General features: G+C 75.0%; 12 protein-coding genes and 1 riboswitch. Of the genes, 10 read left to right on the top strand and 2 right to left on the bottom strand.

Annotated features, from left to right (window positions below; genetic code table 11):
• Positions 1 to 39: 39 nt before the first annotated feature.
• Positions 40 to 145, top strand: a riboswitch (TPP riboswitch).
• The 6 genes from thiC to BCL65_RS09435 all read left to right on the top strand — a co-directional run bounded on the left by thiC (position 141) and on the right by BCL65_RS09435 (position 10649).
• Positions 141 to 1907, top strand: coding sequence for a phosphomethylpyrimidine synthase ThiC (thiC, locus tag BCL65_RS09460; protein ID WP_106267365.1), 1767 nt, complete (start codon positions 141 to 143; stop codon positions 1905 to 1907). It overlaps the preceding riboswitch by 5 nt.
• A gap of 559 nt (positions 1908 to 2466) precedes the next feature.
• Positions 2467 to 4047 (top strand): pyridoxal phosphate-dependent decarboxylase family protein, encoded by a 1581-nt coding sequence (locus BCL65_RS09455; RefSeq protein ID WP_243400903.1) that lies wholly within the window; start codon positions 2467 to 2469, stop codon positions 4045 to 4047.
• Positions 4044 to 5426: a lysine N(6)-hydroxylase/L-ornithine N(5)-oxygenase family protein gene (locus tag BCL65_RS09450; protein ID WP_106267363.1), complete on the top strand. Its 1383-nt coding sequence runs from the start codon at positions 4044 to 4046 to the stop codon at positions 5424 to 5426. Before BCL65_RS09455 ends, BCL65_RS09450 begins: the two co-directional genes overlap by 4 nt.
• Positions 5423 to 7897: a GNAT family N-acetyltransferase gene (locus BCL65_RS09445; RefSeq protein ID WP_243400908.1), complete on the top strand. Its 2475-nt coding sequence runs from the start codon at positions 5423 to 5425 to the stop codon at positions 7895 to 7897. The genes BCL65_RS09450 and BCL65_RS09445 overlap by 4 nt, the downstream gene beginning before the upstream one ends.
• On the top strand, positions 7894 to 10056 hold the full coding sequence (locus BCL65_RS09440) for a penicillin acylase family protein (protein WP_106267361.1): 2163 nt from the start codon (positions 7894 to 7896) through the stop codon (positions 10054 to 10056). The genes BCL65_RS09445 and BCL65_RS09440 overlap by 4 nt, the downstream gene beginning before the upstream one ends.
• Positions 10053 to 10649 carry a GNAT family N-acetyltransferase gene (locus tag BCL65_RS09435; protein ID WP_106267359.1) on the top strand — a complete coding sequence of 199 codons (597 nt, stop codon included), beginning with the start codon at positions 10053 to 10055 and terminating at the stop codon, positions 10647 to 10649. Before BCL65_RS09440 ends, BCL65_RS09435 begins: the two co-directional genes overlap by 4 nt.
• Positions 10650 to 10653: 4 nt before the next feature.
• On the opposite strand, the gene BCL65_RS09430 is transcribed toward BCL65_RS09435, so the two are convergent.
• Positions 10654 to 11730, bottom strand: a complete 1077-nt coding sequence (locus BCL65_RS09430; protein ID WP_106267357.1) for a LacI family DNA-binding transcriptional regulator — start codon at positions 11728 to 11730, stop codon at positions 10654 to 10656.
• A gap of 104 nt (positions 11731 to 11834) precedes the next feature.
• Here BCL65_RS09430 and BCL65_RS09425 point away from each other — a divergent pair, with 104 nt between their 5' ends.
• Entirely contained in the window at positions 11835 to 13124 is a 1290-nt protein-coding gene (locus BCL65_RS09425; RefSeq protein WP_243400910.1) for an MFS transporter, read from the top strand.
• Between the two features lie 8 nt (positions 13125 to 13132).
• Positions 13133 to 14359 carry a UDP-N-acetylmuramate dehydrogenase gene (locus BCL65_RS09420; protein WP_106267439.1) on the top strand — a complete coding sequence of 409 codons (1227 nt, stop codon included), beginning with the start codon at positions 13133 to 13135 and terminating at the stop codon, positions 14357 to 14359.
• 18 nt (positions 14360 to 14377) lie between these two features.
• Here the strand turns inward: BCL65_RS09420 and BCL65_RS09415 are convergent, their stop codons facing one another.
• A complete protein-coding gene (locus tag BCL65_RS09415; RefSeq protein ID WP_106267355.1) occupies positions 14378 to 15439 on the bottom strand; it encodes a L,D-transpeptidase family protein in 1062 nt (353 codons plus the stop codon).
• A 213-nt stretch (positions 15440 to 15652) separates the two neighbouring features.
• Here BCL65_RS09415 and BCL65_RS09410 point away from each other — a divergent pair, with 213 nt between their 5' ends.
• Both BCL65_RS09410 and BCL65_RS09405 read left to right on the top strand, forming a co-directional pair.
• A complete protein-coding gene (locus tag BCL65_RS09410) occupies positions 15653 to 16945 on the top strand; it encodes a phosphotransferase family protein (RefSeq protein WP_106267354.1) in 1293 nt (430 codons plus the stop codon).
• 120 nt (positions 16946 to 17065) lie between these two features.
• Positions 17066 to 17500, top strand: a complete 435-nt coding sequence (locus BCL65_RS09405; protein ID WP_106267352.1) for a hypothetical protein — start codon at positions 17066 to 17068, stop codon at positions 17498 to 17500.
• Positions 17501 to 17514 lie beyond the last annotated feature (14 nt).

Genomic DNA, 17514 nt, shown 5'->3' with positions numbered 1-17514 from the left:
TGCCTGAGCAGGGCGGCGGTGCGTCGTGCTACGTTGCGGGTGATCCCACGGGAGCCTCACGCAGGGGCTGAGATCGGGCTGACGCGGCCCGGACCGTCGAACCTGACCGGGTCATGCCGGCGTAGGAAGATGGAGTACACATGTCGCACGACGCACCGTCGCGCGCGCTCGCCTTCGAGCGCGACACCGAGACCGGGATCGTCGTCCCGGTCACCGAGATCACCCTGGCCGACGCCCCCGACGGGTCGGCCAACCCGCCGGTGCGGATCTACCGCACCGACGGCCCGGGCGGCGACCCCACGCAGGGGATCCCGGGCCTGCGCACGGCGTGGATCGCCGAGCGGGAGGACACCGAGGAGTACGAGGGGCGCGAGCGTGACCTGGCCGACGACGGCCGGGGAGCCCGCCGGCGGGGCGCCGCGTCCGCCGAGTGGCAGGGCGAGCGGCGCACCCCGCGTCGTTCGTTGCCGGGCCGCACGATCACCCAGATGCACTACGCCCGCCGCGGCGAGATCACCCCGGAGATGCGGTTCGTCGCCATCCGGGAGGGCGTCGACGTGGAGCTGGTGCGTTCGGAGGTCGCGGCCGGACGCGCGATCATCCCCAACAACGTGAACCACCCCGAGTCCGAGCCGATGATCATCGGGCGCGCGTTCACCGTGAAGGTCAACGCCAACATCGGCAACTCCGCGGTGCACTCCACGATCGCCGAAGAGGTGGAGAAGCTGCAGTGGGCCACGAAGTGGGGCGCGGACACGGTCATGGACCTGTCCACCGGCGACGACATCCACACCACCCGCGAGTGGCTGCTGCGCAACGCCCCGGTCCCGATCGGCACGGTGCCGATCTACCAGGCCCTCGAGAAGGTCGACGGCGACGCCTCCCGGCTCACCTGGGAGATCTACCGCGACACCGTCATCGAGCAGTGCGAGCAGGGCGTCGACTACATGACGGTGCACGCCGGCGTGCTGCTGCGCTACGTCCCGCTGACGGCGAACCGGGTGACCGGCATCGTCTCGCGCGGCGGGTCGATCATGGCCGGCTGGTGCCTCGCCCACCACCAGGAGAACTTCCTCTACACCCACTACGACGAGCTCTGCGAGATCTTCGCGCGGTACGACGTCGCGTTCTCCCTCGGGGACGGCTTGCGGCCCGGCTCGATCGCGGACGCCAACGACGCCGCCCAGTTCGCGGAGCTGGACACGCTGGCCGAGCTGACCAAGCGGGCCTGGGAGCACGACGTCCAGGTGATGGTCGAGGGCCCCGGTCACGTCCCGCTGCACCTGGTGCGCGAGAACGTCGAGCGGCAGCAGGAGCTGTGCGACGGTGCCCCGTTCTACACGCTCGGGCCGCTGGTCACGGACATCGCGCCGGGCTACGACCACATCACCTCGGCCATCGGCGCCACGGAGATCGCCCGGTACGGCACGGCGATGCTCTGCTACGTCACGCCGAAGGAGCACCTCGGCCTGCCGAACCGCGACGACGTGCGCACCGGCGTCGTGACCTACAAGATCGCGGCGCACGCGGCCGACGTCGCCAAGGGCCACCCGGGGGCCACGGAGCGGGACGACGCGCTGAGCAAGGCCCGGTTCGAGTTCCGGTGGCGCGACCAGTTCAACCTCTCGCTGGACCCGGAGCTGGCCGAGTCGTACCACGACGAGACGCTCCCGGCGGAGGCGGCCAAGACGGCGCACTTCTGCTCGATGTGCGGGCCGAAGTTCTGCTCGATGCGCATCTCGCAGGACATCCGCGACGAGTTCGGCGACGCCGGTGCGCAGCAGGACGTCGTGGCCGCCGCCGAGTCGGAGATGGTGGCGGGCATGGCCGCCAAGTCGGCGGAGTTCCGCGCCGCCGGGGGAGAGGTCTACCTCCCGACCCCGACGATGCCCGCCCCACCGAGGTAGTGCCCCGCCCGCCGAGGTAGTAGCGCTCGCTCCGAGGTAGTGGGTCGTCCGCCGAGTTAGTAGCGCTAGGCCCGGGGAGTGGGTCGGTCGCGCGAGGTAGTAGCGCGCGGCGCGAGGTAGTGCCCGACGGCGTGAGGTAGCGCCGGGCGGGAACGTCGAAGCCGGGTGTCGGGTCCCGTGCACGGTCGTCAGTCCCGAAGTGGAGGGCGCCCTGCGCCCGTGAACGCGACCGTGCACGGGACCCGACACCCGGCGGAACCCGAACCGCCCCGCGCTACCTCGGCACGAGCGCTACTACCTCGGCACGAGCGCTACTACCTCGGCACGAGCGCTACTACCTCGGCACGAGCGCTACTACCTCGCGCGACGCGGCGCTACCTCGCGCAACCGCGCACTACCTCGGAGCGAGCGCTACTACCTCGCGCAACCGCGCACTACCTCGGCGCGAGCGCCACTACCTCGCGGTCTCAGATGGTGGCTCGTCTGGACCTGCGACTTAGGGGAGGCTAAGTTAGGTGAGCCTGACCAACCCATCCCCTCCTGCGAGGAGCACACGGACGTGTCCACCACTCCGCCCGACGCGACGCTGACCTGCACCGACGCCCTTCTGAACAGCAGCACGGCGGGCACCTACGCCCGCACCGTCGGCCGCGTCGTCGACGACGTCGCGGCCCGTCTCGCCGTCGTCGACCAGCCCTGGAGCGGGGCGAGCCGCACCGAGCTGGCCGCCCTCGTGGACGGTGTCGACCTCGACGCGCCGGGCATCGGTGCCGACGACGCGCTGCGCGAGACGGCAGACCTCTACGCGACCCACGCGGTGTGGTTCCACGACCCCGCGTACGCGGCGCACCTGAACTGCCCCGTGGCGATCCCGGCCGTCGGCGCGGAGGCGATGCTCGCCGCGATCAACACGTCGGTGGACACCTACGACCAGTCCACGGTGGCGACGCTCATGGAGCGGCGCCTGATCGCCTGGACCAACGAGCGCATCGGCTTCACCGGCGGGGACGGCGTATTCACCTCCGGCGGCACCCAGTCCAACCTGCACGCCCTCCTGGCGGCGCGGGAGAGCGCGCTGACGGGGCCGGACGGCACGCGCCTGCGGGGTGTCGCGCGGCACGGCCTGCAGGACCGGCTGCGCATCCTGACCACGAGCAGCAGCCACTTCTCGGTGGCGAAGTCCGCCATGATCCTGGGCCTGTCCGACGACGCCGTGGTCACTGTAGGTGGGGACGCCGACGGCCGCATGGATCCGGGGGCGCTCGCCGCGGCGCTGGCGACGACGGCGAGGGCGGGCGACGTCGTCATGGCGGTGGTGGCCACGGCGGGCACCACGGACCGCGGCTGCCTCGACCCGATCACGGCGATCGCCGAGCTGTGCGACGCCACCGACGTGTGGCTGCACGTCGACGCGGCCTACGGTGGCGGACTGCTCGTCTCGAGGGAGCGGCGCCACCTGCTGCGGGGTATCGAGCGGGCGCGCTCGGTCACGGTCGACTTCCACAAGACGTTCTTCCAGCCGGTGTCGGCCAGCGCGGTGCTGGTGCGTGAGCCGGCCGACCTGGCGCGGACGTCCTGGTACGCCGACTACCTCAACCCGGTGCCGGAAGCGGGCGCGGCCGACGCCGAGATCAACCAGGTCGACCGGTCGCTGCAGACCACGCGCCGGTTCGACGCCCTCAAGCTGTGGGCGACGCTGCGGGCGGTGGGTGCCGACGGGATCGGCGAGATGGTCGACGCCGTCTGCGACCTGGCCGCCGCGGTGCACGCGGACCTGGCGGGCGACCCGGAGCTCCACCTGATCGGCCGCACGGACCTGTCCACGGTGCTGTTCCGCTACCAGCCCGAGGGGGTCACGGACGCCCAGGCGGACGCCCTGGTGGCCCGCGTGCGCCGGGTGCTGTTCGACTCGGGGCGCGCGAGCGTCGCCCGGACGGTCGTCGACGGCCGGCCGTGCCTCAAGCTCACGCTGCTCAACCCGGAGGTCACGCTTGCCGACGTCCGCCGCGTCCTGGGGCTGGTGCGCGGGGCGGCGCACGGCATCCTGGCCGGTCAGGCGCTCGCCGACGAGCAGGAGCCGCCGTGCCGGGACGTGCACCCGCACCTCGACCGCTACGACACCGTGGAGGCCGCGCGATGAGGACCTACGACGTCGTCGGCATCGGCATCGGCCCGTTCAACCTGGGTCTCGCCGCGCTCGCCGACCCGTTGGCTGACGTGGACGCCGTGTTCCTGGACCAGGCGGACGGGTTCCGCTGGCACCCCGGCATGATGCTCGAGGGCGCCACCATCCAGGTGCCCTTCCTCGCGGACCTGGTGACGATGGCGGACCCGACCTCGCCGTTCTCCTTCCTGGCGTTCCTCAAGGCGACGGGACGGCTGTACCCGTTCTACGTCCGCGAGTCCTTCTACCCGCTGCGGGCCGAGTACGACCAGTACTGCCGCTGGGTGGCCGGGCAGCTGGACACCCTGCGGTGGGGCCGCCGGGTGGTGGCGGTCGAGCACGATGCCGCGCGGGACCTGTACGTCGTCACGGCGGAGGTCACGGCCGGCGACGCCGGCACCCCGGGGGCTCGCCGTGAGCAGTACCTCGCCCGCCACGTGGTGCTCGGCGTGGGCACCACGCCGCGGCTCCCCGCCCCGCTGGCCGAGCTCGCGCGGTCCGCCGCCGGTCTCCCCGGTGCGGGCCCGGTGGTCCACACGGCCGACTACCTGCCGCACCGGGACGCGCTGCGGGCGAGCGGCGCGGTCACGGTGGTGGGCTCGGGGCAGTCCGCCGCGGAGGTGTACCGCGACCTCCTCGAGGACGCCGGCCCCTACCGGCTCGACTGGGTGACCCGGTCACCACGGTTCTTCCCGATGGAGTACACCAAGTTGACCCTCGAGATGACGTCGCCGGAGTACACCGACCACTTCCACGGTCTCGCGCCGGAGCTGCGCGACCTGGTGGGCCGCGAGCAGCGCAACCTCTACAAGGGGATCAGCGGCGACCTGATCGACGACATCTACGACACGCTGTACCGCCGCACCGCGCTGGGCCGCGAGGTCCCGACCACCCTGCTCAGCGACACCGAGGTGGTCGCGGCCCGCACCGAGCCGGCCGACGACGGCGGGCTCGAGCACGTGCTGACGCTGCGGCACGCGCAGCTCGGCCGCACGGTGGAGCACCGCACCCGCGCGGTGGTGGCCGCCACGGGCTACGGCGCAGGCGTGCCGGGGTTCCTCGACCCGGTCCGCGACCGGCTGCTCCTCGACGACCGCGGCCGGTTCGACGTCACCCGTGACTACGCGGTGAGCGCCGACGGTCGCCTCCACACCCTCAACGGGGAGGAGCACACGCACGGCGTCACCGCGCCGGACCTCGGGTTCGGGCCCTGGCGCAACTCCGTGGTCCTCGCGAAGATCACCGGGCGCGAGCCCTACGCGGTGGAGCGGCGCATCGCCTTCCAGCAGTTCGGCCTGCCCGACGGCGGCACCGCGGTCGCGTCGTCCGCGCCGGCGACGGAGGTGGCCCGGTGAGCGCCACCACCGCCTCCGCCGTCGTGCCCGCCGCGGAGCGGGCCGTGTTCGTCGCGCCCACCGGGCTCGGGGACCTGACGTTCACCGCGGTGTCGCCGGTCCGGGACGCCGCGACGGTCCAGTCCTGGCTGACGCACCCGGCGTCGTCGGCGTGGGCGATGGCCGATCTCGACGTGGACGGCGTGCGCGACTACCTCGCGGCGGTGGCCGCGGACGAGGCGCAGGAGGGCTGGCTCGGCCGGCTCGACGGCGAGCCGGTCGTGTACACCGAGACGTACGACCCGGCCCGGGTGCTGCTCACCGCGGTGCACGCCGCGGAGCCCGGGGACATCGGCATGCACCTGCTGGTCGCACCGCCGCCGGACGAGCCGGCCCGCCGCCGCACGGGGCTGACCGACGCCGTCATGGGCGCCGTCGTCCGCTTCTGTCTCACGGACGTCGCAGCGGGAGGTCGTGGGGGAGCGCGCGTCGTGGTCGAGCCCGACGTGACGAACGCGAAGATCGCCGCGAAGAACGCGGCGGCCGGGTTCCGGGTGCTGCGCGAGGTGCCGGTCACCGACGCGGGCCGCACGAAGACCGCGGCGCTGAGCGTCTGCACCCGGGCCGACTTCGCGGCGTCGCCGCTGGGTGCCGGTACCCCGGTCGCTGCCCACCTGCGCGGCGACCTCGCGGAGGTGGCCCACCGGCACCTGGCCGCCAAGGCGCTCGCGGAGCTGGCCCACGAGCGGCTCTTCGCGCCGGCCCCGGACGGCCCGGCCGGTTCCGGGAGGTACCGGCTCGACCTGGCAGGGGCGAGCTACGCCTTCGCAGCCCGGACGTTCGCGCTCGAGCACTGGGTGGTGGATCCGGCGTCGATCACCCGGACCTCCCCGGACGGGGCGGCCCTGCCCGTGGACGTGCTGGACCTGGTCGCCGAGCTCCAGCCGCTGCTGCAGGTGCCGGACGCGCTGCTCGCCACGTACCTGGAGGAGCTGTCGAGCACGTTGGCCGCGGCGATGGCCAAGCGGGAGCGGGAGCTGACGGGCGTCACGCCGAACGCCGCCCGGCTGGTCGCCGGCCTCACGGCACCGGTCCCCGCGGCGCGGGAAGAGGACCACCGCCGGACCGCAGGCACCTTCCAGGCCGTCGAGGGTGCGATGAGCGAGGGGCACCCCGGCTTCCTCGCGAACAACGGGCGCATCGGCTTCTCCCTGGACGACTACGCGGCGTTCGCGCCCGAGCGCAGCGGCCGGCTGCGGCTGCAGTGGGTCGCGGCACGCCGCGAGCACACCCACCTGGCCCTCGGGGGGGACCAGACCGAGGACGCGCTGTACGGCGCCGAGCTGTCCGGCGCGGAGCGTGCCGCGTTCGCCGGTCGGCTCACCACGCGCGGGCTGGACCCGGCCGACTACCTCTACCTGCCCGTGCACCCGTGGCAGGCGCAGCACCGGTTGCCGATCACGTTCGCGGCCGACGTGGCACGCGACGACCTGGTCCCGCTCGGGCCGGGCGCCGACGAGTACACGCCGCAGCAGTCCATCCGCACGATGTTCAACCGCACCCGCCCGGAGCGCCACTACGTCAAGGTGGCGCTGGCGATCCAGAACATGGGGTTCCTGCGGGGCCTGAGCCCGGCGTACATGCGGGCGACCCCGGCGATCAACGACTGGGTCGCCGGGCTCGTGGAGGGCGACAGCACCCTGACCGGCTCGGGGTTCGGCGTCCTGCGCGAGCTGGCGTCGGTCGGGTACACCGGCGACGTCTACCACCGCACCCCGCAGCCCAACGCGCACCGCAAGATGCTGGCCGCGCTGTGGCGCGAGTCCCCGCTGCCGCGCACCGCGCCGGGCGAGCGGCTGGCCACCATGGCGAGCCTGCTGCACCGGGACGCCTCCGGAGCGGCGGTCGTCACGGGGCTCGTCCGGGCGTCGGGCGTCGGCGCCGAGGCCTGGCTGCGCGCCTATCTCGACGCCTACCTGTACCCGCTGGTGCACTGCCTGCGCGCCCACGACCTGGCCTTCATGCCGCACGGCGAGAACCTGGTGCTCGTGCTGCGCGACGGCGTCGTACGGCGGGCGTTCATGAAGGACATCGGCGAGGAGGTCGCGCTGCTCTCCGACCGTGCGCTGGCCGCCGGCACGCTGCCGGACGACGTCGCCCGGGTCGTGGCGCCCGTGGACGACGCCGAGAAGGCGCTGGCGATCTTCACCGACGTGTTCGACGGCGTGCTGCGCCACCTCGCCGGGATCCTGGCGGTCGACGGCGTGCTCGGTGAGGACCGGTTCTGGGCGCTGGTGGGCGAGTGCCTCGACCGGCACGACGCCGAGCACCCGGGGCTCGACTCCGGGGTGGACCTGCGGGCGGCGCGGTTCGCGCACTCGTGCCTGAACCGTCTGCAGCTGCGCAACACGCTGCAGATGGTGGACCTGGCCGACCAGTCGAGCTCGCTGATCTACGCCGGCACGCTGGCGAACCCGGTGGCGCGCCCGTGAGGTTCGAGACCTTCCGGGACGCCTGGGGCGTGCCGCACGTGCGGGCCGCCACGGAGCCGGACCTCGCCTTCGGCCAGGGGTACGTGACGGCCCGCGACCGGGGCTGGCAGCTCGAGTCCGACCGCTGGCGCGCCGAGGGTCGCCTGGCCGCCCGGATCGGCCCGGGCGGCCTCGCCTGGGACCGGTTCGCCGTGCAGGTCCGGCTCGCCGACACCGCCCGGCGGGTCCATGCCGCGCTCGCCGCGCCCGAGCGGGCCTGGCTCGCCGCCTACACGGCCGGGGTGAACGCGGGGCTGGCCGACGGCGGACGCGACGTGCCCGAGCTCGACGTGCTGGCGAGCGGTGGTGCGGTGCCGGGAGAGCTGCCGCCGCACACGCCGTGGCCGGACTGGGCGCCGCTCGGGGTGTTCCTGACCAACCACGTCCTGTTCAGCGGCTGGCCGCACCTGCTGTGGCGCGAGCACGTCGCCCGGACGTTGGGCCCCGACCACGTGCTGCTGGGTGGTGCCGACGGTGAGGCGGGCGCGTCCTCGGGCTCCAACGCCTGGGCGCTCGCGGGCGGGCGGACGGCGAGCGGGGCCCCGCTGCTGGCCGGCGACCCGCACCGGTTGCTCGAGCTGCCGGGGGTCTACCAGCAGGTGCGTCTCGCCTGCGACGAGTACGACGTGGTCGGGCTGGCCTTCCCGGGCGTCCCCGGCGTCCAGCACTTCGGGCACGCGACGGTGCGCGACGGCGCCCCACCGGACGGTCCGGACGGGTCGGTGGCGTGGGGCATCACCAACGCGATGGCGCACCACGTCGAGCTGTTCACGGAGACCGCGGACACGCTGTCCGGCTCCGCGGGGGAGGTCACGACGGTCCGCGAGACCGTCCCGGTGCGGGGCGCCGAGGACGTCGAGGTCGCCTGGACCGAGACGCCCCGCGGCCCGCTGGTCACGGACCGCCACAGCCTGCGCTGGCCCGCCCGGGTCGACGCCGACCTCGGTGTCGCGTCCTGGCGCCGGCTGCTGCGCTCGCGGACCGCGGGGGACGTGGCGGAGGCGTTCGCCGGCTGGGTGGATCCGGTCAACCGGGTGCTGACGGCCGACTCGGCCGGGACGGTGCTCAGCCTGACCGCCGGCCGGGTGCCGGACCGCGCACCCGCCGAGCGCGTGCTGCCCCACGCCGTCGGCCCGGGCTGGCGGCCACCCTGGCGCTCGCTGCCGGGCGCGGTGGAGGTGCACGACCTCGCCGTCGACGCGAACGACCGTCCCGTCCCCGGCGGCCGGGCGCCCGACCTCGGCCATGCGTACGCCCCGCACCGCGCCCGGCGGATCGCAGCGTTGCTCGCCACGGCGCCCGACGACGGCGAGCGGCCCGGCGGCCAGTCCCGCGTGTTCGGCGACGTGTCCGACGGCGGTGCAGCCAGCCTGGTGAGCCTCCTCGCAGGGGTGCGGGGGTCCGGTGTCGGCCCTGCCGCCGCCCGGCTGCGCGACTGGGCCGCGAGCGGCGCGCGCATGGACGCCGGGTCGGTGGACGCGGCGCTGTTCGTGCGGTGGCGGGACGCGCTCGCGCGACGGGTGTCCGCCCACCCTGCGCTCGCCCCGGTGCACGCGCCGACCGGGCTGCCGGCGCTGTTCGACCCGTGGTGCGACGTGGTTGCGCGGGTGGCCGGGGCACTGGAGCCGCTCCTGCGTGCCGGCGCCACCTGGGACCCGCCGCAGGACCCGGCCGCCGAGGCGGAGGCCGCGCTGGCCCAGGTGACCCGGCGGGCCGCGGTGGGACCGGCCGGCGGTGCCTCGAACGTGCCGGTGACGTGGGGTGACCTCCACCCGGTGCTGCCGCTGCACGGGCTGGCCGAGGTCACGGTCCTCGACCCGGCCGGTGTGCCGCGGGTGCCGGACGTCCACCGGGTGCCCGTCGGCGGGGCTGCCGACACGGTGTGCTGCACCGGCTCCGTACCGGGGGTGGCGACCGCGTCCTGGCGAGGCTCCGTGGCCCGCTGGGTGTGGGACCTCGCCGACCGCCGCCGCAGCCGGTGGGGGGTGCCGTTCGGGTCGAGCGGCGACCCGCGTTCGCCGCACTTCACGGACCAGCACCCGCAGTGGGCGGCGGCCGGCACGCACGAGATCGAGACGGACTGGGCGCGGCTGCGCCCCGAGACCTGGGAGACACGATGACCCGACGGCTGCACGAGGGGACACCGGGCGAGGAGGTCTGGCGCTCGTCCGCCGGGTCGGGTCTGCGGGTGACGGTCCTCGACCCGGCCGCCGACGTCGACGTGCTGCACGACTGGGTGACGCGGCCGCACGCCGGGTTCTTCGGCCTGGGCGAGCTGACGCGCGACGAGCTGCGCGCGACGTACGAGTTCGTCGACTCCTTGCCCACGCACCACGCCTACCTGGTGCGCGCTGGCGACGACCCGGTCGCGCTCGCGCAGCTCTACCACCCGGAGGACGACCCGGTCGCCGCGGCGTACGACGTCGAGCCGGGTGACGTCGGCGCGCACTTCTTCCGGGGCGGCGACTCCGTGGGATGGGGGGTGCTCGGACCGGCGCTCGTCGAGTTCGCGTTCTCGCTGCCGGACGTCGAGCGGATCGTGGTGGAGCCCGACGTGCGCAACCGCCCGGCCGTCGCCCGGACGGCGGCGATGGGGTTCGAGCTCGCCGGCGAGGTCCGGTTCGAGTCCCCGCACGGCCCGAAGCACGCGATGCTGGCGTTCCTGACGCGCGAGCGGGCCCTCGCCGCGGTGACCCAGCCGGCGTCGGGCTGAGCGACTACCGGGGCACCGGCCCCGTCGTCGTCCCCGGCGTGAGGCCCACCGGGAGGGTCACGGTGGTCGGTTCCTCGCCCGCCAGCAGCCCGATGACGGCGCGGCCGAGCGCGGCGCCCTTCTCCCGCAGCGGCTGGTGCACGCTGGTGAGCACGTCGGGGGAGAGCCAGGGCAGGTCGATGCCGTCGAACCCGGCGATCGAGACGTCGTCGGGCACGGACAGTCCGAGCTCGCGTGCGGCGATGACGGCGCCCGCCGCGAGCAGGTCGGAGTGCGCGACGATCGCCGTCGGGCGCTCGGTGGCCGGGACCCAGGTGGACAGGATCTCCGTCGCGGCGTCACGGCCGTGCTCGACGAGCGAGGCGGGCGTCTCCCACGTCAGCACGGGGTCGACGGCGTCCCGCACGCCCGCGAGACGGTTCGCCGTGGGCGTCCGCTCCACCCGGGTCAGCCGCTCGGCGTCGACGGGACCGGAGCGCTCGCCGTGCCCGAAGGGCAGCGCGATCTCCGCGATGCGGGTGTGCCCGAGCCCGACGAGGTGGCGGGTGGCCTCGGCGATCCCGGCGCGGTCGTCGAGTGCGACGAGCGGCGCGCCCTCGACGGCACGGCCCTCGCCGACGGCGACAGGGACGTTGCGCCGCTGCAGCGCGGTCAGGATCGGGTCGTGCGTCAGCACGCCCCAGACGAGGACGGCCACGTCCATGGCCGCCGTCTCCAGCAGGGGGTCCACGCCGTCGGCGGACGGGCTGACCCCGGGGATGAGCAGCACGCCGAGCCCCTGGGTGCCGAGGACGTCGACGAGACCGTCGAGGACCTGCACGGCGACCGGGTCGCGGAAGGCGCGGCCGGGATGGTCCCCGATGACGACACCGACGATGCCGGACCGCCCGCGCCGGAGCTGGCGACCGAGCGGGTTGGGACCGGTGTAGCCGAGCTCTGCCGCGGCGGTGAGCACCTTGTCGCGCGTCTCGCCGGTGATCGGGCCGGACCCGGAGAAGGCGAGCGAGGCCGTGGACACGGAGACGCCGGCGTGCTCGGCGACCCGTGCGAGGGTCGGGCGGCTGCCCGGTGTGCGGCCCATGCGGCTCCTTCCGCCGTCGGTGCGGGCCGCCAGCCTATCGGTGCGGGACCCGACCCGCTCGAAACGATTTGACCGAACGGTCGGTGCTCCTGGATCGTCGTGCCGTGAACAACTCTGTCCCCGCTGCGGCCGCCGACGAGCGCCGCCTCCGGTCCGCCCTGTGGGCCGTCTTCGGCGTCTTCACGACGGCCGGGTTCGGCATGGCCACCTGGGCCTCGCGGATCCCGGCCGTCCGGGACGGCCTCGGCTTCTCCGAGGGGCAGATGGGGCTGCTGCTCCTCACCGCCTCCATCGGGTCGATCTGCGCGCTGCCGCTGTCCGGCATGATCAGCTCGCGCCTGGGGGCGTCGCGCACGGTGCTGTTCTTCGCCGTCGCCTCGGCGGTCGGGTTCGCCGTCGCCTGCTTCGGGGTCGACGCCGGGAACCACGTGTGGGTCCGCGTCGGCCTGTTCCTGGCGGGCATCGGCGTCGGGGTGTGGGACGCCGCGATGAACCTCGAGGGCGCGGTCGTCGAGCAGCGGCTCGGCCGGGCCGTCATGCCGCGCTTCCACGCGGCGTTCAGCGTCGGCACCGTCGCCGGCGCCGGCGTCGGGGCGCTCGCGGCCTGGCTGCAGGTGCCCCTGACCCCGCACCTGGTGAGCGTCGTGGTGCTGGACTCGATCGCCGTCGCCCTCTGCGTGCGAGCTTTCCTGCCGGCGCACGACGCCGGTCCCACCACCTCGCAGGCCGGCGCCCAGGACTCCGTCGCGGACCCCTCGACCGCCGTCGAGCCGTCGCACGGCCACTCGCTCCGGGACACGCTGGCCACGTGGCGCGAGCCCCGCACCCTGCTCGTGGGCCTCATCGTGCTCGGTGCGGCGCTGACCGAGGGCGCCGCCAACGACTGGGTCGGCCTGGCCACCGTCGACGGGTTCGGCGTCGGGGACGGGCTCGGGGCGGTCGCGCTGGCGGTCTTCCTCGTGGCGATGACCGTCACCCGGATGGTCGGCACGGCCCTCATCGACCGGTTCGGCCGGGTGTGGGTGCTGCGGGCCAGCGGCCTGTCCGCCATCGCGGGCGTGCTCGTGTTCGCCCTCGTGCCGCACCTGCCGACGGCGCTGGTGGGGGTCGCGCTCTGGGGTGCCGGCTCGGGCCTCGGGTTCCCGATGGGGATGTCGGCGGCGTCCGACGACCCGCGGCGCGCCGCCCTGCGTGTCGCCGTCGTGTCCACCGTCGGCTACTCCGCGTTCTTCGTCGGGCCGGCGCTCATCGGGTTCCTGGCCGAGCACACGGGCTACCGGCTCGCGCTCCTCGTGCTGGCCGCGCCCGTCCTGCTCGGCATCCTCGTGGCGGGAGCGGCGAGGCCCCCGCAGGACGACACGGCCGCGGTGCGGCCGTCTACCCTGGACAGGTGAGCCAGACCGTGCCGAGCGCCGCCACCGAGCCGACCGCCACCGAGCCGACCGCCGCCGTCGGGGCCGACGCCGCCCCGACCCTTGCCGACCTGACGACGCTGCGCGTCGGGGGACCGGTCGGCCGCTACGTCGAGGCCACCACGGAGGCCGAGCTGATCGACGCGGTGCGGGGCGCCGACGACGCCGGGGCGCCGCTGCTCGTGGTGGGCGGCGGGTCCAACCTGCTCGTCTCGGACGAGGGGTTCGACGGCGTGGTGGTGCGCGACGTCCGCCAGGGCCTCGACGCGGACCTGGCCGACTCCTGCGGGACGGACGGTGCCTGCGGCGGCGCGAGCCTCAGCCTGCCCGCGGGCCAGGACTGGGACGCGTTCGTCGCCGAGGCCGTCGCCAACGAGTGGGTGGGCGTCGAGGCGCTCTCCGGGATCCCCGGGACCGTCGGGGCCGCTCCGGTGCAGAACATCGGGGCGTACGGGCAGGAGGTGTCGGGCGTCGTGGCGTCGGTGCGGACCTGGGACCGGGCGACGGGGCAGCGCAAGACCCTGACGCTGTCCGAGCTCGAGTTCGGGTACCGCTCGAGCCTGCTCAAGCGGACGATGCGGGCCGACCCGACGGGCGGCGACCTCTGGTACCCGACACCGCGGTACGTGGTGCTCCAGGTCGACCTGCAGATGCGCCTCGGTTCCCTCTCGGCGCCCATCGGCTACGGCGAGCTGGCGCGACGCCTCGGCGTCGAGGTGGGCCAGCGGGCGCCGTCGGCCGAGGTGCGCGAGGCCGTGCTCGAGCTGCGGGGCGGCAAGGGGATGCTGCTCGACGGCGTCGGCCCGGACGCACGGTCGGGCGACCCCGACCGCTGGTCGGCCGGCTCGTTCTTCACCAACCCGGTGGTGCCTGTCGAGGCGGCCGAGGTGCTGCCGGCCGACGCGCCGCGGTTCCCCGTGCGGTCGGCCACGCCGACCACGACGACGGGGCCGGCGCTGGGCGAGGTCGACCCGTCGCTCGTCAAGACGTCCGCGGCGTGGCTCATCGAGCGCGCGGGGTTCACCAGGGGCTTCGGGCTGGCGGGGGAGCACTCGCCGGCGCGGCTGTCGACGCGGCACACGCTGGCCGTGACGAACCGGGGCGGCGCGACGGCGCAGGACGTCGTGGCGCTGGCCCGCGCCGTCCGCGACGGGGTGCGGGACGCGTTCGGCATCGAGCTGGAGCCGGAGCCCGTCCTGGTCGGCCTCACCCTCTGACCTCGCACGCCACGACGGTCAGTAGACGACGACCGGGGTGCCCTGGGACATGCCCCAGGTGTCCCAGAGCCAGTTCATCGCGGAGTTCGACACGCGGACGCACCCGTGCGACGCCGGCCACGGCGGGATCGACCCCGACCCGTGGACCGCGAACGACCCGTGGAAGTACTTCGGCCGGTACATCGACCCGAGCTCCAGCGTCGACTCGTGGAGGTAGTCGCGCTCCATGTACACCGCGAACGACCCGCGCGGGGTGCTCGCGGTGTAGGTCCGGCCCTTCGCCTCGTACGTCTCGCCGTTGCCGGAGGACGCGTTGAGCACCCGGGTGACGCGGCCGTCCTCGACCGTCATGAGGAGCTGCCGGGCGAGGTCGATCTCGACGACCTTGCCCGACGACGACTGCGGTGACGGCCGGGCGCCGGAGTCGAGCGCCTCCTGGGTCCGCGGCCCGACGACGCCGTCCCGCCCCAGGCCGGCGGCCTTCTGCAGCGCCCACACCGCCTGCTGGGTCGCGGGGCCGAACTGCCCGTCGACCTCCGGCAGGAAGTAGCCGAGGTCGACCAGCCGCTGCTGGAGCGCGGTCACCTGCTGGCCGGACGCCCCGTAGGCCGGCCAGTCGGGCTCCTCGTCCTTCTTCTCGGCCTTGTCCTTCGGGGCCTTGTCCTTCTTGTCCTTCTCGTCGTCGCCGGCCTGCTCCTCGGCGCCGCCGTCGCTGGTCTCGTCGTCCTGCGCGGCCTGGCCCGTACCGTCGTCGCGCCTCTCGTCGTCAGGGGCCGCCTCGGCAGCGTCGTCGTCCGTCCCGGTGCCCGACGACGGCGACGCGGCTGCCGAGGGACGCTCGGCGGGCGGTTCCTCGACCGCCGGCGCGTCCCCGGTCCCGGCGTCGTCGGCCGGGGCGGGTCCCGCGGGCGGGCTCTCCGGGCTGCTGGAGGCGTCCTCGGTGGCCGTGCTCGACTCCGCCGCCACCGGCTGCGGCCCGGCGACGTCCGACAGCGCCGCGCAGCCGGGCACCAGCAACAGGGCGAGGCCGATCGCGGCGGCGCTCAGCCGCCGTCGCCTCGTCGTCGTGGTCGTCGTCATCGTGCACACCTTTCCCGGAGCGGCCGTCGTCGGGCCGGGCCCGCGACCGCGGACTCCTACCGTGCCGTGCCGATGACGGCTTGGCGAGCGCGCGGCGCCGTCCGGCCCGCGATCGACACCGTCTCGTGACCTGGGACGCCGTCGCCGTCGCGGATGAGAGGACTCTCATCGGCCTCTCACCGCCTGCACGCGCGGGCGCGCTGCGATGGCCGCATGACCGTCACGACGTCCGGCACCCGGACCTCGCCCCACGACCACGGCGCCTGGCGCGAGCTGCTGACCGGGCCCGGGGCGGAGTCCGTCCTGGCGGCGGCGCTCGGCGCCGACGGGGCACGCCTCGACACCTGGCACGTGCGCGAGCTGCACGCCCGCCCGGGTGCCGAGCTCACGGTCGCCTACGACGTCGTCGCGCGCCGCCGGCACGGGAGCACGGAGAGCACCGCGCACGAGCACCTCTTCGCCACGAGCGCTGCAGGCCTGGACCCCGGTGCCACCGCGCCGGACGACGGCGTGGTGCGGCTCGACGACGGCACGCACGCCCTGCTCGTCTGGCGCCACCCGCACGACCCGGCGCTGCCCGGCCTGGCCGTCGGCACCACGCCGGCGCGGCTGACGCAGCGGCTCCGGGAGGACGGCGTGACCGCCGAGGTGCTCTCGCTCGAGACCGTCACCTACCGCCCCCTGCGGCGGGCCGTGCTGCGCGCGCGGACCACGGCCGGGACCCTGTACGTCAAGGTGGTCCGGCCCACCCGGGTGGCTGCCCTGGTGCAGCGGCACGAGCTGTTCGCCGCCGGGGACGGGCTCGTCGCCCCGCGGGTGCTGACCCGCGGCGAGGACGGCGTCGTGGTGCTCGCCGAGCTCTCCGGACCCTCGCTCGCCGACCACCTCGCGGCCACGCCCGCGCACGGGCAGCCGGACGCCGTCGACCCGGCGGAGATCGTGCGCGCGGCCGCGTCGTTGCCGCCCGCAGGTGTGGGGCTGAGCCGGCGTGCGCCGTGGGCGGACCGGCTGGGCCGCTACACGGCGGCGCTCGCCGACGCGCACGGGGTCGACGCCGACCGGCTGGCCCGGCTGGCGGCCGGGGTGCACGCCGCGCTGCGTGGCCGTGACCTCGGGCCGGTCGTGGCCACCCACGGCGACCTGCACGCCGCGAACGTCGTGCTCAGCACGGCCGGGGCCGACGGTGCCGGCCCGGGCGCCGCGCCGCGGGTGGTGGGCGTCCTCGACGTGGACACGCTGGGTCCCGGCCACCTGGTCGACGACCTCGCCTGCGCCGTCGCGCACCTCGCGGTGCTGCCCGCCCTCGCGCACGGCACGTACGACGGCGTCGAGGGCCTGGTGGAGCGCTGCCTGACGGTGTTCGGTGCCGAGGTGGACCCGGTGGTGCTGCGCGCCCGGGCGGCCGCCGTCGTCGTGTCCCTGGCCGTCGGGGCGCCGGACCGCGCGGTCGCCGACGCCTGGATCACCGTCGCGGAACGGTGGGTGGCCGCGGCCGACGGTTTCTGAGAGTCCTCTCACCGAGGCCTCCTCGAGGTCTCACCCGGGCCGACGAGTCTGGGGCCATCAGGCAGCCGCAGGGTTGCGCACCCGGGACCGACGGTCCTCGTCACGAAGGAGCTGGAACTCATGAAGGCACGCAACGTCTGGATCGTCAGCGGAGCGCTCGGTGCGGTGGCGCTGGGCACCACGGTCGCCGCGGCGCAGGGCACGTTCGACGGGCCGGCGGACAGGGTCGTCTCCTCGGCCGTCACGGTCGGCGACGCAACGACCGGCCCGGTGCCCGACGCGCGCACCAGCACGGCTCCGAGCACCCAGGCCGCCTCGCCGTCGCCGGCCGCCGTGCAGAACAGCACGTCGATCACCACGGTCACCGCGGGCTCGGTCGCCAGCGCGACCACCGCGCCGACGACGGACACCCCCGGCTCGCCGATCAGCCCGGTGACGGCCACCAGCCCGGTCAGCCCGGCGACCCCCCAGTCGGCGCAGTCGCCCCGGTCGGCCGCGAGCGCCCAGAGCGCCCAGTCCGCCCGGAGCGCCCAGTCCGCCGCCTCGGCGGACTGACGCCGGACCACGAG

The sequence above is a fragment of the Isoptericola halotolerans genome (assembly GCF_003003075.1).
Lineage (GTDB): Bacteria > Actinomycetota > Actinomycetes > Actinomycetales > Cellulomonadaceae > Isoptericola > Isoptericola halotolerans_A.
The sequence above is the reverse complement of the archived record's forward strand: the minus strand, read 5'-3'. Positions and strand labels throughout refer to the sequence as shown.

Bases quoted from the DNA above. Each gene is read 5' to 3' on its own strand.
- thiC (WP_106267365.1), top strand. From the start codon at position 141: ATGTCGCACGACGCACCGTCGCGCGCGCTCGCCTTCGAGCGCGACACC.
- BCL65_RS09450 (WP_106267363.1), top strand. From the start codon at position 4,044: ATGAGGACCTACGACGTCGTCGGCATCGGCATCGGCCCGTTCAACCTG.
- BCL65_RS09435 (WP_106267359.1), top strand. From the start codon at position 10,053: ATGACCCGACGGCTGCACGAGGGGACACCGGGCGAGGAGGTCTGGCGC.
- BCL65_RS09430 (WP_106267357.1), bottom strand. From the start codon at position 11,730: ATGGGCCGCACACCGGGCAGCCGCCCGACCCTCGCACGGGTCGCCGAG.
- BCL65_RS09415 (WP_106267355.1), bottom strand. From the start codon at position 15,439: ATGACGACGACCACGACGACGAGGCGACGGCGGCTGAGCGCCGCCGCG.
- BCL65_RS09410 (WP_106267354.1), top strand. From the start codon at position 15,653: ATGACCGTCACGACGTCCGGCACCCGGACCTCGCCCCACGACCACGGC.
- BCL65_RS09405 (WP_106267352.1), top strand. From the start codon at position 17,066: ATGAAGGCACGCAACGTCTGGATCGTCAGCGGAGCGCTCGGTGCGGTG.